Annotated in this window: 12 protein-coding genes; all 12 read right to left on the reverse strand. The window is 34.1% G+C overall.

Annotated features, from left to right (window positions below; translation table 11 throughout):
• The 12 genes from ACP3TL_RS05865 to tsf all read right to left on the reverse strand — a co-directional run bounded on the left by ACP3TL_RS05865 (position 1) and on the right by tsf (position 14,579).
• Entirely contained in the window at positions 1-318 is a 318-nt protein-coding gene (locus ACP3TL_RS05865; protein ID WP_002507846.1) for a L7Ae/L30e/S12e/Gadd45 family ribosomal protein, read from the reverse strand.
• On the reverse strand, positions 315-599 hold the full coding sequence (gene rnpM / locus ACP3TL_RS05870; RefSeq protein WP_069816016.1) for an RNase P modulator RnpM: 285 nt from the start codon (positions 597-599) through the stop codon (positions 315-317). Before rnpM ends, ACP3TL_RS05865 begins: the two co-directional genes overlap by 4 nt.
• 17 nt (positions 600-616) lie before the next feature.
• Positions 617-1,792: a transcription termination factor NusA gene (gene nusA / locus ACP3TL_RS05875; RefSeq protein ID WP_069832867.1), complete on the reverse strand. Its 1,176-nt coding sequence runs from the start codon at positions 1,790-1,792 to the stop codon at positions 617-619.
• A 23-nt stretch (positions 1,793-1,815) separates the two neighbouring features.
• Positions 1,816-2,283: a ribosome maturation factor RimP gene (rimP, locus tag ACP3TL_RS05880; RefSeq protein WP_069816020.1), complete on the reverse strand. Its 468-nt coding sequence runs from the start codon at positions 2,281-2,283 to the stop codon at positions 1,816-1,818.
• Between the two features lie 187 nt (positions 2,284-2,470).
• Positions 2,471-6,787 carry a PolC-type DNA polymerase III gene (locus tag ACP3TL_RS05885; protein ID WP_069832868.1) on the reverse strand — a complete coding sequence of 1,439 codons (4,317 nt, stop codon included), beginning with the start codon at positions 6,785-6,787 and terminating at the stop codon, positions 2,471-2,473.
• A gap of 363 nt (positions 6,788-7,150) precedes the next feature.
• Positions 7,151-8,851: a proline--tRNA ligase gene (locus tag ACP3TL_RS05890; protein WP_069832869.1), complete on the reverse strand. Its 1,701-nt coding sequence runs from the start codon at positions 8,849-8,851 to the stop codon at positions 7,151-7,153.
• 20 nt (positions 8,852-8,871) lie between these two features.
• A complete protein-coding gene (gene rseP / locus ACP3TL_RS05895; protein ID WP_285325583.1) occupies positions 8,872-10,158 on the reverse strand; it encodes an RIP metalloprotease RseP in 1,287 nt (428 codons plus the stop codon).
• A 318-nt stretch (positions 10,159-10,476) separates the two neighbouring features.
• Positions 10,477-11,259 carry a phosphatidate cytidylyltransferase gene (locus ACP3TL_RS05900; RefSeq protein WP_069816029.1) on the reverse strand — a complete coding sequence of 261 codons (783 nt, stop codon included), beginning with the start codon at positions 11,257-11,259 and terminating at the stop codon, positions 10,477-10,479.
• Between the two features lie 17 nt (positions 11,260-11,276).
• The gene (gene uppS / locus ACP3TL_RS05905) at positions 11,277-12,041 is read right to left on the reverse strand and encodes an undecaprenyl pyrophosphate synthase (RefSeq protein WP_069816031.1); all 765 of its coding nucleotides are present in this window, start codon (positions 12,039-12,041) and stop codon (positions 11,277-11,279) included.
• A 233-nt stretch (positions 12,042-12,274) separates the two neighbouring features.
• A complete protein-coding gene (gene frr / locus ACP3TL_RS05910; RefSeq protein WP_069816033.1) occupies positions 12,275-12,829 on the reverse strand; it encodes a ribosome recycling factor in 555 nt (184 codons plus the stop codon).
• 16 nt (positions 12,830-12,845) lie between these two features.
• On the reverse strand, positions 12,846-13,568 hold the full coding sequence (gene pyrH, locus ACP3TL_RS05915) for a UMP kinase (protein ID WP_021338738.1): 723 nt from the start codon (positions 13,566-13,568) through the stop codon (positions 12,846-12,848).
• 132 nt (positions 13,569-13,700) lie between these two features.
• On the reverse strand, positions 13,701-14,579 hold the full coding sequence (gene tsf, locus ACP3TL_RS05920) for a translation elongation factor Ts (RefSeq protein WP_069816035.1): 879 nt from the start codon (positions 14,577-14,579) through the stop codon (positions 13,701-13,703).
• Positions 14,580-14,617: the final 38 nt, after the last annotated feature.

Here is a 14,617-nt window from a genome sequence, read left to right on the forward strand (position 1 = left end):
TCACTCCTTACGATATTCATCAATCATTGACAATAACTTTTTAGCAAAGCCTTGATCAGTGATTCCAATGTTTACACGTTCTGCTTTACCTAAAGCCTGTCCTAATTCAGCTCTCGTTCCAAATATGCGTAATGATATATGGTAACTTTCACATTTGTTCTGCATCACTTTCATTGTGTTGTCAGAAGCATCTGTTGCAATGATTACGAGCTTTAATTTATTGTTCTTCAAATCATTTATAATGACTGATTCGCCTGTTTTCACTTTTCCTGCACGCATTGCTAATCCTAAAAAATTCACGATTTTTTCTTTTGTCATTTAGGTATCTCTTCACGATAGATAAGACGTATAATCTCTTTATAAACAGGCTCTAACGTTTCAGCATTAGATTTGAAATATCTTTCTAATGTTTCCTTTTGTTGTGCTTCTTCTACTAATTTAACATTTTTAGATACATAAGCGCCACGGCCTTGTTGTTTGCCAGTTGCATCAGCAAAAATTTGTCCGTCTTTATTAATTACAACTCTAATCATGTCATTCTTAGGGTACATTTCATTTGAAAGTATACATTTACGCATTGGAATTTTTTTCTTTTTCATAAAGTTATCACTCCAAGTTATTTTTCAGCGTCTTCTTCTTCAGTTACTGTTTCAGAAACTTCATTGACTGTTTCTTCCGAATCAACATTTTCTTCGTCAACAACATCATTAAGTTGATCTTCTGTATCTTCAACATCTACCGGATAGACACCTGCTTCTCTAGCATCTGTTTCTGATTTAATATCAATTTTCCAACCAGTTAATTTAGCAGCTAAACGGGCATTTTGTCCACGTTTACCTATAGCTAATGATAATTGATAATCTGGCACTACAACTACGGTTGATTGGTTTTCTTCATCAACAATAACTTGTAATACTTGTGATGGGCTTAAAGCATTTTTTACAAACACTTTAGGATCTTCATCCCATTGCACAATATCAATTTTCTCTCCGCCAAGTTCTTCAACAACAGCTTCAACACGACTACCTTTAGAACCTACACAAGCACCTACTGCATCGATGTCATGGTTGTCTGAGTGTACACTGATTTTTGAGCGATCGCCAGCTTCGCGAGCTACAGATTTAACTACAACTGTACCGTCAAAGATTTCTGGTACTTCTTGTTCAAATAAACGTTTTAATAAACCTGGATGGCTTCTTGAAACGTATATTTGTGGTCCTTTTGTAGTTTGTTCAACTTTGTTCACATACACTCTTATTCTTTCGTTAGGAATGTAGCTTTCATTTGGACTTCTTTCTGCTTCAGACAATACAGCTTCAGTACGCCCTAAGTTTACATATACATAACGATGATCTACTCTGTCAATAAGACCAGTAACAATATCATCTTCTTTGTCGATGAATTCATCATAAAGTATTTCACGTTCAGCATCACGTAAACGTTGCATAACAGCTTGCTTAGCTGCTTGCGCACCTACACGTCCAAAATCACTTGGTGTTACGTCTTCTTCGTAAATATCACCAATTTCATATGCTGGGTTTTTTACTAGTGCCGTACTTAAATCGATTTCTTCTCTGTTATCAAATGATTCTTCAACCACTTCTTTACGTGCGATAACATTGAATGTACCTTCATCCATATTTAATTCAACACGAACGTTTCTTGCACTTTCATAATTCTTTTTATAAGCAGTAATTAACGCCGCTTCTATAGCATCAATTAATACTTCTCTAGGAATTTTCTTTTCTTTTTCTAAGTACTCAGTAGCTAATAATAATTCATTACTTGACACGATTTATCATCCTCCTCGTCACGTTATATAATTACTGCATGACGTGCTTTAGCGATTTTACTTCTTGGTATTTCAACTTGTTTTGTTCTTGACTTATCTTTGACTTCCATAACTATTGTTTCATCATCAACTGATTGCAATATACCTAACCATTCTTTTGCGCCTTCGATTGGAGCATATAAAGAAACAAATACGGGTTTAGTCACAGCGTTGTGATAATCTTTTTCTTTTTTAATTGGTCTTTCAGCACCAGGTGAGGCAACATCTAAATAATACATCTGTTCGATAGGATCTTCTGAGTCCATTACTTCACTGATTTTTTCAGAAGCAAGCGCACAATCATTTAAATCTACGCCACCTTCTTTATCGATAGATACTCTTAAAAAATGATCGTTTCCTTCTTTTGTAAACTCAACTTCTACTAATTCAAAATTTAAGTCGTCAAGGACAGGTTGAATTATTGCTTCAACTTGCTCAGTTATTTTACTCATGCTGACCTCCTGTTTTGGCAAATAGAAAAGAGCGGGTATTATGCCCACTCTTTCTGCCTGAGTCTAATTTTTTAAGCACTGTTATTATATCATATGTTTATTTGGTAGACAAATAACTATATTTGTAAAAAGCCTATAATGACAAGTTAATTCATGCTTTTTGTTTTTTATTAAGTCTTTTCGTTCATTACATATCGAATATTGATAATTGCGCTTTATCAGGTAAATTAGGTAAAGAGCCTAATTCATCTAAGTATTCTATTACTTTTTGTGATAAACCAGCCTTTTTATTTAAATCTTCTTTAGATAAAAATGGGCCTTCTTCTCGAGCTTCTACAATTCTTTGCGCAACATTTTCACCTAAACCTGGAACAGATATAAATGGTGGAATCAATGTATCGCCTTCAATAATAAACTCAAATGATTTACTTTTTTCTAAACTAATTGGCTGCATACGAAAACCACGCTGTGCCATTTCATTCATTATTTCAAGCACTGTTAAAGTATCTTTTTCTTTTTTAGCTAAATCCATATAACGTGAATACATATCATTAACAGTATTACGAATACTTTCTTTATCTTTAATCATTGTAATTAAATCAAAGTCAGATGCACGTACTGTGAAATAACTTGCATAATAATATAGTGGATAATGTACTTTAAAGTAAGCAATTCTTACCGCCATTAGCACATAAGCTGCGGCATGGGCTTTAGGGAACATGTATTTTATTTTTCTACATGAATCTAAATACCAATCAGGTACTTCATTATCTACCATTGCTTCAACCATATCATCAGTCAATCCTTTACCTTTACGCACAAATTCCATTGTCTTAAAGGCAAGTGACGGCTCTAAACCGTTATACATTAAATAAACCATAATATCATCACGACAACAGATTACACTCGCTAAATCACATTTACCTGAACGTATTAAATCTTGAGCGTTCCCTAACCATACATCTGTACCATGTGATAATCCTGATATTCTAACAAGCTCTGAAAATGTTGTTGGTTTCGTATCTTCTAACATTTGTCTAACAAAGCCAGTACCAAATTCTGGTACACCAAACGTGCCAGTTTTACATAAAATTTCCTCTTGTGTGACACCTAAAGGTTCAGGTGAACTAAAGATGCCCATCGTTTCTTTATCATCCACTGGAATTGTTTTAGGATCTATTCCTGATAAGTCTTGTAACATACGAATCATTGTTGGGTCATCGTGTCCAAGTATATCTAACTTCAGAACGTTATCATGAATGGAGTGGAAATCAAAATGCGTTGTCATCCAAGATGAAGACTGATCGTCCGCTGGGAACTGTACAGGTGTAAAATCATATATATCCATATAATCAGGTACAACTATAATCCCACCTGGATGTTGTCCAGATGTACGTTTAACGCCTGTACAACCTTTAACAAGTCTGTCTACTTCTGCGCCACGTTTATGGATACCTTGGTCATTTAAATAACCTTTCACGTAACCAAAAGCTGTTTTCTCTGCGACTGTACCAATTGTTCCAGCACGGAATACTTTATCATCACCAAATAATTCTTTTGTATAATTATGTGCATTCGGTTGATATTCTCCACTAAAGTTCAAGTCAATATCTGGTACTTTATCGCCTTTAAAGCCTAAGAATGTTTCGAAAGGAATATCTTGACCTTCTTTAATAAGGACGCTACCACAAGTTTCACATTTTTTATCTGGTAAATCAAAACCAGAGCCAACAGAGCCATCATCAAAGAATTCACTCGTTTTACATTTTGGACAAATGTAATGTGGTGGTAATGGATTAACTTCTGTGATTTCTGTCATGGTTGCTACAAAACTTGAACCTACAGAACCACGTGAACCAACGAGATATCCATCATTTAAAGACTTTTTAACAAGCCGTTGTGAAATAAGGTATATAACAGAGAAACCATTACCTATAATACTTTCTAATTCTTTTTCAAGACGATCAATTACAATTTGTGGTAAATCTTCACCATAGAGGTCTTTCGCATTAGAATAGCTCATTTCTCGAATTTCTTCATTTGCGCCTTCCATTCTCGGTGTATATAGCTCATCTTTGATTGGAACAACGCGCTCTATACGATCTGCTAGCTCATTTGTATTCTTAATGACAAGTTCATAGGCTTTTTCTTCACCCAAGAAGTGCAATTCATCTAACATTTCGTCTGTAGTTCTAAAATGCGCCTTTGGCAATGTAGAACGGTTTAATGGATTACCAGGTTGTGCAGCAATCAATATTTTACGCGCAATCGAATCATGTTCATTCAAATAGTGTGCATTGCCTGTAGCTATGACTGGAATATCGTTAACTTCACCCGCACGGATTAAACGATTATATATTTCATGTAATGTTTCATTATCACGTATCAGTTCTCTATCAATTAGGCCTTGATATAAAGCAGGAGGTTGAATTTCAATGAAATCATAGTATTGAGCTATACGTTCAACTTGAGACTGGTCTTTTTGCATTACTGCAGTAAATACTTCTCCTTCGTCACATGCAGAACCAACGAGAATACCTTCACGATATTCATCTAATAGTGAACGTGGAATTCTAGGTGTTCGATAATAATATTGAACTAAGGACGCACTTACAATCTTGAATAAGTTTTTAAGACCCTGTTGATTTTGAACAATAAGCGTGACATGGTTCGGACGTGCACGTTTGTAAGCATCTTCGTTTGATAACGATGTATTAATATCTTGGTGATTATGAACACCGAGTTCTTCTAATTGTTTAAGCATTTTAATAAACATATAAGCCGTTGCTTCCGTATCGTAAATCGCTCTATGGTGTTGAGTTAACTCTACGCCGTACTTTTTGGCTAAGAAATTCAATCCATGTTTACCGTATTCAGTATTGATTGTTCTTGATAATTCAAGTGTATCTATTACAGCGTTTGTAGACGCGCCAATACCAACATGTTCATATCCGGTATCAATAAAGCCCATATCAAAGGATGCGTTATGTGCCACGAAAATAGCGTCCCCTACCCATTCTTTAAACTCAGTAAGGACTTCTTCAATTTCTGGTGCATCAACTAACATATCATCCGTGATATGTGTCAAATTAATAATAACGTCGGATAAGCGTTCATGTGGGTTACTAAAACGTTCAAACTTATCAATGATTTCTCCGTCTTTAACTTTGACTGCAGCGAGCTCGATAATTTTATCGTATTGATTGGATAAACCAGTCGTCTCAACGTCGAATACAACGTATGTTGCTGTTTTCAAATTACGATCCAAAGGTTTGTATGCAATAGGTACTCCATCGTCAACTAACATACCTTCCATTCCGTAAATCATTTTAATACCATTTTTTTCAGCTGCCGCATGGGCGTCTGGAAAGGCTTGAACACCATTATGGTCAGTCACTGCAATGGCTTTATGACCCCACTTTGCTGCTTGATCTACGTACGATGAAATATTAGGTATGCCATCCATTTGACTCATTGCCGTATGCAAATGGAATTCTACTCGTTTTTCTTCAGATTTATCTTGTTTCGTAGCTTTTTTAATTTCTTCAATATCTGACATCATCATCACTAAATCACGAACAAATGAATCTTCTTCTATACGTCCTTGTGCGCGAACCCATTTACCGACGCTTAATGCCTTAAAGTTATCTAAATCATCTTTATTTTTACGAGTGAACATTTTTAATACGAGCGAATCTGTATAGTCAGTTACCTTCAATTCTACAATGTGTCGCCCGCTCTTCAACTCTTTTAAGTTAATATCAAAAATAACGCCTTCAACTGCTACTTTGAATTCTTCTTCAATAATAGAATCTATCGGTTTAATATTATCAATTTGGATTGGTTTACCAATTTGACACTTAGTTACCGAACTTTCATTATTATCTTGTTGTTTTGCCTTCTCGGCTTTCATTTTTTCTAATTTTTCAGTAGCTTCACGTGCACTTTTTTCATCTTCTTCTTGAATATGTGCTTCTAATGATGCTAAGTCATCTTCGTTGCCCACACTATCCGTTTCAAAAACTATCTTACTAATATCGAACCCACACTGTTGAAAAGCTTTAACTAAGCTACCATTACAGGCTTTATCAAAATGATCTCTCTCGATATCATTTTGACAAGTTACTTTCAGTACATCCCCCGACATAATTAAGCGTTTTTGCTTTAATTGTCCTTTTACTTTAGGTGAAAGTTTTGTTTGGTCGATACAATGATTAAAATACTTTATCGCATATTCATCTTGGTTTGATTTATTATTTATCGTAATATTACATTCTACATTTGCAATTGATTTAAACTCTTCTGTAATTGCACCTGTAAAAAGCAAATAATCTTCTATTGATAGAAAGTGTGGTAATGTGATTTGAAACACCCATGTACGATCTGTTGTCTTAACATCCACACGCGTTAGTTCACTTTGCTCCAAAATTTCTGGTTCCAAATGGTTTGTTATTTTAATTTGGTCAGCTAGGATTTTAAATTTTTCCTGATTTGTCATTGCCATGACGATAACCACCTTACTATTAATTACACTGCTTTACTTGTATATGCTTACTTACATTAAATGACGGTGTATGTATTATTATTCCATTCTCTATATTATAACGGATATGTGTGAAATTCTAATAGTTAAACTTAATAACTTAAATTCATATTTTTGTGAATAACAAATGGGAGCGGAACAGAAATCAAACTTTAAAATTTGATTTCGTATTCCCGCCCCCTCTTTAAAAGTTTGAAACAAACACATTTAGAAATCAGACAACTATTGTGCGTTCTCTAATTTACACTCACTAATATAGTATGCCATATTTATGTGCCAGCCTCATGATTTTATATAAGTAACATCTACCAATTCACTTTTTAATTATATATTTGTATATAATTCATTTACATAATTAATTAAATTATCAATATGCACATCTTCACTGTCACCAGTATCGCGGCGTTTAACTTCTACAATACCTTCTGCAGCATTTTTGCCTACGACGATACGTATTGGTAGACCGATTAAATCAGCATCATTAAATTTCACACCAGCACGTTCTTTACGGTCATCATAAAGCACATCATAATTTTCTTTTAATTGCGTATATAATTGATCCGCTAATTCACGTTGATCATCTTTTTTAGGATTGATTGTGATTAAATGTAATTCAAATGGTGTGACTGATTTTGGCCAAATAATACCATTTTCGTCGTTATTCTGTTCAACGATTGCACTTAATGTTCTTGAAATACCAATACCATAACATCCCATTAATAATGGTTGCGCTCTACCTTGGTCATTTAAGAACGTGGCGTTCATTGATTCAGAATATTTTGTTCCAAGTTTAAAGACTTGGCCTACTTCAATACCTTCTGCAAAGTGCGCTTTGTCTGAGCTATCTGCTAATAATTCACCTTCTAAAATAAATCTGAAATCTCCATAGGCTTCTACTTCAAAGTCACGACCTACATTTGCGTTTAACAAGTGATATCCATCTTCATTCGCACCAACGACGATATTATTCAAATCTTGAATGAAATTATCTGCATAAATTTTAATGTCTTTATCAAAAACTGGACCCAGTGAACCCGGTTTTGCACCTAAAATATTAATAATTTCATCTTCAGTTGCTAACTCTACATTGTCGGTACCAAAATAAGCTTTTAACTTAATATCGTTAATTTCATGGTGACCACGAATTAATACTAATATAAATTCACCATCGACATTAAATATCATAGATTTAGTAATTTCGTCTAATGGTTTATTTAAAAATGTCGCAAGCTCTTGTGCTGTATGCACATTTGGCGTTTCAATTTTTGTTAACGGTTGTGCATCTTCATGTTTTTTATTAGGATGGTAGACCACTTCAGCTTTTTCTATATTTGCAGCGTAATCACTTTGCTCACTGTACACAATCGTGTCTTCACCGATTTCGCTTAACGCCATAAACTCATGTGTATGACTACCACCGATTGCACCTGAATCAGCCACAACAGGTCTCGCGTTAATGCCTACACGGTTAAAGATGCGACCATATGCATGGTACATATCTTCATACGCTTCATCTAGTGATGCTTCATCAGCATGAAAAGAATAAGCATCTTTCATTATAAATTCTCTACCACGTAATAGACCGAAACGTGGGCGCTTTTCATCTCTAAATTTAGATTGTATTTGGAAAAGCGTCATTGGCAGTTGTTTATATGATTTCAATTCATCACGGACAATTGAAGTCACAACCTCTTCATGTGTTGGACCAAGCGCAAATTGGCGACCATTACGGTCTTGCAAACGCATAAGTTCTGGACCATATGCACTCCAACGTCCTGATTCTTCCCATAATTCTGATGGTTGTAATGCTGGCATTAATATCTCAACGGCATCAATACGCTCCATCTCTTCACGTACGATGGCTTCAATATTATTTAATACTCTCGCGGCAATTGGTAAATAACTGTAAATCCCACTTGTGCTTTGTTTGATTAAACCTGCTTTTAATAATAGTCGATGGCTTAATGCCTCAGCACCAGCTGGCACTTCTTTCATAGTTGGTATAAATACTTTTGATTGTTTCATTTAAATGCTTCTCTCCCTCTTTATAAGAAATAACGCTGAATATCGTTCCAAGTCACTAATACCATAACGATTAATACAAATACGGCACCAATGGCGATAATTGTAGTTTCTGCTTTTTTATTTACTGGTTTTCTAAAGATTGCTTCATAAATTACAAATAAAATTCGTCCACCATCTAACGCTGGTACTGGTAGTAAATTCATTAATCCTAAGTTAACACTTAGCAAAGCAGTCCATGAAATCAAGTTAATTATACCAGTTTTAACGACAGAGTCGACAGTATGATATATACCTACTGGACCATTCAACATATCAAATGAGAATTCTCCAGTGAAAATACTCGCGATCATACTTACAATTGCAGTGAAAATAATTTTACCTGCACTAAGTGTTTGTTCCACACCCGCTGCAATTGGTTTGAAAATAGTGTGTTCAGTCGTTGCACTATAACCTAATAAATATTTTGTTTCTGAGTGTGTTTTCGTTACTTTTTGTTCAATTTTTTTAGGCTTAATATCAAATGTTTGTTTGTTGCCATCACGTTCGACGACTAATTTTGTCTTATTATCTTTTATATCTTTTACTGCTTTATCGATATCATCTTTACCATCAATATTATGATTTCCTACTTTAACAATCGTATCTCCAGATTTAAGACCTGCTTGTTCAGCAGGTGAATCTTTAACAACTTCATCAACTGAATTTGTTGCTGTACCTTGATAATATGCTAGACCAATAAATAATACTAATGTAAGTAAGAAATTAAACAGTGGTCCTGCGAATAAAGTTAAGAATTTTTGATAAGGTTTTTTATACGTGAATTGACGATCTCTAGGTGCAATTTGAATTAAACTACCATTCTCTACAAAGTATGATTTCTTAGCTATTGCATAGCGTTGTCTTTCTTGATCATATGATGTTACACCTTCAATGAAAAAGCCATCTTTAAAATCACATTGTTTTACTTCTATTGCTTCAATTTGTTGAAATTTGTGTTGATCATCTAAAATGATGTGCGTAATTTCATCTTTGTCATTTAATTTTATTTTTACATGCATACCTGGTTGAACTGGTGGTTCTTCTAAACCATCACCAGCCATGCGTACATAACCTCCGACAGGTAATAATCTAATCGTATATAATGTTTCATTTTTTCTGAAACTAAATATTTTAGGTCCCATACCAATTGCAAATTCCGGACACATAATGCCTGCGCGTTTTGCAAAAAACATATGTCCGTACTCATGAACTGTGACAAGGACACCAAAAACGATTATAAATGAAATAATTGTTACTAGAAAACTCACTTTGCTACACCTCATATTTTCGAAATAAATTGTTTGCTCATACTATATATTAATTCATACGATTCATTTTCTTATGACTACTTGCTTACTTTAGATTATAAAAGTATAACACAACAATGCTGAGTGACACACGTAACTTTAATATGTCTTCAAGTCATTCACTTACATTATACTTATCATTTTGCAGTCGTAATTACACAAAGTATTTTTGCTTGTGAAAAGGAGTTAAGAAATAAAATAACTGTATTGCAGTTATTTTATTTCATTAACTCCTTATTTTTGTTTATATAATTGTATAGTATCACTTTGAATCTATAGTTAAGCTTGTATTAACAAGATGTTTAATAGTGGCAATACAAACATAAAACTGTCAAAGCGATCTAAAATACCGCCATGGCCAGGCAAAATACGACCAGAGTCTTTTACACCAAAATGACGTTTGAAACCTGACTCAACAAGGTCACCAAGTTGTCCAAACATACTTAAAACAATCGTAACAATTAATAATATCCATGTTGCAATATTAAAGTCTACAAACATAATCATAACAAGTGGAATAATTAAACTACAAATCAATCCGCCAACAAAACCTTCTATTGTTTTATTAGGACTAATCACAGGCCATAATTTATGTTTGCCCATTAAGCGACCAAAAATATATGCCCCTGTATCTGTTGACCATACGATTAGAAATGCAAATAGTATGTAGTGTAAGCCTTCAGACCTTGTTTCATAAAGATACATAAACCCAATACCAACATACGCAATCGTCATTAAACAAAATGCAGCGTCCATAAAACTAAATCTATTTTTAGAAAGCACTGTATAACTTAATAAAATAAAACTCATTGCTATTAAAGACTTTAATTGTAAATCATTAACCCAGTTACCGGCGCCTTGAGGTAACATAATAATTAAAATTCCTAGCGCACTTATGATACCTGGCACCGATAAAAACTTAATCATATTCATATTAAGCAATTCTTTTAATGCTATGAACGCTAATAAATACGAAAACAGCATTAATATAACTCCGCCCTTCAGTAAGACCGGGAGGAAAATGATAAGCGCTATGATTGCCGTCAAAGTTCTAACTTTCATACTATTCTCCTAACTACTTATAATCCCCCAAAACGCCTTTGACGAGATTGATAAATTTTAATACAGTTTATTAATTCTTCTTTATCAAAATCTGGCCATAATTTTTCATTGAATAAAAATTCACTGTAAGATACTTGCCAGATTAGGAAATTACTAATACGTTGCTCTCCTGATGTTCTAATCAAAAGGTCCGGGTCAGGGTAGCAATGAGTCATTAAATGGTCATTAATCATTTCTTCAGTGATTGCTTCGCTTGTTAAACCTTCAGCAGTCAATTTGTCATAAATTGATTTCACACTGTGAACAATTTCGGCTCGTCCGCCATAATTTATAGCAAAGACCAATTTTAAGCCCGTATTATGCTTTGTTTCTTCTTTTGCTTTATCTATCGCTTTAAGTGTAGATGTTGGTAAATGCTCAATAAAACCAATCGTCTCTACTTTAACATTATTTTCTATCAACTCTGGTAGAAATGTTCTTAAAAAGTTAACTGGCAAGTTCATGATGTAATTCACTTCATTTTTAGGTCTTGTCCAATTTTCTGTAGAGAAAGTATACAATGTTAAATATTTAATTCCTAAATCACTAGCTGCTTTAGTGATTTTTTTAACAGTTTGCATACCTTGGTAGTGGCCTTTTATTCTAGGCAATTTTCTTTGTTTAGCCCAACGACCATTACCATCCATAATTATAGCAACATGTTCGGGTATATTATGTACTTCCAAATCTATATCGGATTGCTTATACTGATTTTCTTTCTTCTTTTTTAACTTTTTAAACATGGTATTTCCTCCGAGCTTGATCATCTCTGTTTATTATAATTAGATTCTAGATGCAATTATCTACCATTTTATCATAATAGATAGGTGCATTGAATAAACAAATAAAAAAACTGTACCAAAGTCTGATTTGATACAGTTCAGATAAATATATGATATACCTCTGCTTCAAGCTCTAACTATAAGTAATTATATACCTTAATGAGTGAATAGAAGTATAATCATCATTACCATGTTTATACTGACATTATATCTTTTTCTTTTTCTTCTAATAATTTATCAATTTCTTTAATTGAGTTGTCAGTTAATTTTTGTACATCATCTGTTTGTGATCTTAAATCATCTTCAGTGATATCGCCATTTTTCTCTTGTTTTTTAAGTACATCATTTGAATCACGACGAACATTTCTAACTGCTACTTTCGCATCTTCGCCAATTTTCTTAACATCTTTTACAAGCTCTTTACGGCGCTCTTCAGTTAATGCCGGAATAACAATACGTATAACTTCTCCATCACTTGAAGGATTCACACCTAAGTTAGCAGCGTTGATTGCTTTTTCAATATTACCAACAGATGATTTATCATATGGTGCAATTACTAATAAACGTGCTTCTGGCACATTGATACTAGCAAGTTGTTGAACTGGTGTTGGAGCACCGTAGTAATCAACATTTACGCCATTTAATAAATTGGAATTGGCTCTTCCAGCACTAATATTAGCTAATTCTCTTGAAAGATTATCAACAGATTTTTGCATTTTTGATTTCGTATCATTAATAATGTCGCTCATTCTCATACACCTCTAATTATTTTGTTATTATTGTTCCTATTTTTTCACCCATTACTGCACGTTTAATATTACCTTCTTCAGTAATTGAGAACACATTCAACGGAATATTGTTATCCATACAGAATGAAGATGCTGTTGAATCCATTACTTGTAAACCATCTTGTAACATTTGAATATGAGTAAGATGTTCATACTTAATAGCATTAGGGTCTACTTTTGGATCAGCAGAGTAAACGCCATCAACATTATTTTTACCCATTAAGATAACATCGGCTTCAACTTCAGCCGCACGTAAAGCTGCTGTAGTATCAGTTGAGAAGTATGGATTACCAATTCCCGCTGCAAAAATAACTACACGTTTTTTCTCTAAGTGTCTAATTGCACGACGACGAATGTATGGTTCTGCAACTTGTTTCATTTCAATTGAAGTTAAAACGCGTGTGTCGCATTCTAATTGTTCAAGGCTGTCTTGTAACGCTAAAGCATTCATTACCGTTGCTAACATACCCATGTAATCAGCAGTACCACGATCCATGCCTAAGTCACTACCCGTTTTACCTCTCCAAATATTACCTCCGCCAACGATAACTGCAATTTCGCAATCCATCTTTGCAACTTCGGCTACTTGTTCAGCCACACTTTTAATCGTAATTGGATTAATTCCAAATCCATCGTTACCTGCTAGTGCTTCGCCACTTAATTTTAAAACAACACGATCGTATTTAGAAGTTTGAGCCATTGTCTTATCCTCTCTATTGTAAAAATATGTAATTGATACAAGTAAAGAAGACACAATAGGTCTTCCAATACAAAAGTAAATCTTTCATACGGAGCACAAAGGTGTCTTCTTTCTTGTTTTAACTATGAAAAATTATTTCATTTGTCCTTTTACTTCGTCAGCAAAGTTTTCTTCACGTTTTTCCATGCCTTCGCCTACTTCATAACGTAAGAAGTCAACAAGTTTTCCACCTTTTGATTTCAAGAAAGCTTCAACTGTTTGATCAGGATCTTTTACAAAGTTTTGGTCAACTGCACAAATTTCTTGTAAATATTTACGTAAACGACCTTCAACCATTTTTTCTACAATTTTTTCTGGTTTGCCTTCGTTTAGTGCTTGTTGTTTTAAAACTTCTCTTTCGTGATTAATTTCATCTTCGCTTACTTGTTCAGATGAAACATATTTAGGGTTGATTGCAGCAATGTGCATAGCTACGTCTTTAGCAGCTTGGCCATCAGTTGAACCTTCAACTACAGTTAACACACCGATACGTCCGCCCATGTGTAAATAAGAACCAAAAGCATCGTTATCTGATTTTGTTCTAATAGCAAAACGACGGATACTTAATTTTTCTCCGATAGTTGAGATAGATTCTTTAACACGTTGGTCTACTGATTTACCATCAGCTAATGTAGTTTCTAATAATGCTTCTACTGTTTCAACTTTTGTTTCTAATACTTGGTTAGCAATTTCTTTCACTAATTCTTGGAAACCTTCGTTACGAGCTACGAAGTCAGTTTCTGCATTAATTTCTACAATTGCTGCTTCATTGCCTTTTTCTTCAACATGAACTAGACCTTCTGCCGCAATACGGTCAGATTTTTTAGCAGCTTTTGCGATACCTTTTTCACGTAAGTAATCAACAGCTTTGTCGATGTCACCATCAGTTTCTGTTAACGCTTTTTTACAGTCCATCATACCTGCACCAGTTTTTTCACGTAATTCTTTTACAAGTTTAGCTGAAATTGCCATTTCATATTCCTCCATTATTTAATGAATTTTAATATATT

Origin of the sequence: Staphylococcus caseorum, from assembly GCF_049943195.1 — a bacterium.
GTDB lineage: Bacteria > Bacillota > Bacilli > Staphylococcales > Staphylococcaceae > Staphylococcus > Staphylococcus equorum_A.

Coding starts and splice junctions, on each gene's coding strand:
- rnpM (WP_069816016.1), bottom strand. CDS start 599: ATGAAAAAGAAAAAAATTCCAATGCGTAAATGTATACTTTCAAATGAA.
- frr (WP_069816033.1), bottom strand. CDS start 12,829: ATGAGCGACATTATTAATGATACGAAATCAAAAATGCAAAAATCTGTT.
- ACP3TL_RS05890 (WP_069832869.1), bottom strand. CDS start 8,851: ATGAAACAATCAAAAGTATTTATACCAACTATGAAAGAAGTGCCAGCT.
- ACP3TL_RS05865 (WP_002507846.1), bottom strand. CDS start 318: ATGACAAAAGAAAAAATCGTGAATTTTTTAGGATTAGCAATGCGTGCA.
- pyrH (WP_021338738.1), bottom strand. CDS start 13,568: ATGGCTCAAACTTCTAAATACGATCGTGTTGTTTTAAAATTAAGTGGC.
- rimP (WP_069816020.1), bottom strand. CDS start 2,283: ATGAGTAAAATAACTGAGCAAGTTGAAGCAATAATTCAACCTGTCCTT.
- uppS (WP_069816031.1), bottom strand. CDS start 12,041: ATGTTTAAAAAGTTAAAAAAGAAGAAAGAAAATCAGTATAAGCAATCC.
- tsf (WP_069816035.1), bottom strand. CDS start 14,579: ATGGCAATTTCAGCTAAACTTGTAAAAGAATTACGTGAAAAAACTGGT.
- ACP3TL_RS05900 (WP_069816029.1), bottom strand. CDS start 11,259: ATGAAAGTTAGAACTTTGACGGCAATCATAGCGCTTATCATTTTCCTC.
- ACP3TL_RS05885 (WP_069832868.1), bottom strand. CDS start 6,787: ATGGCAATGACAAATCAGGAAAAATTTAAAATCCTAGCTGACCAAATT.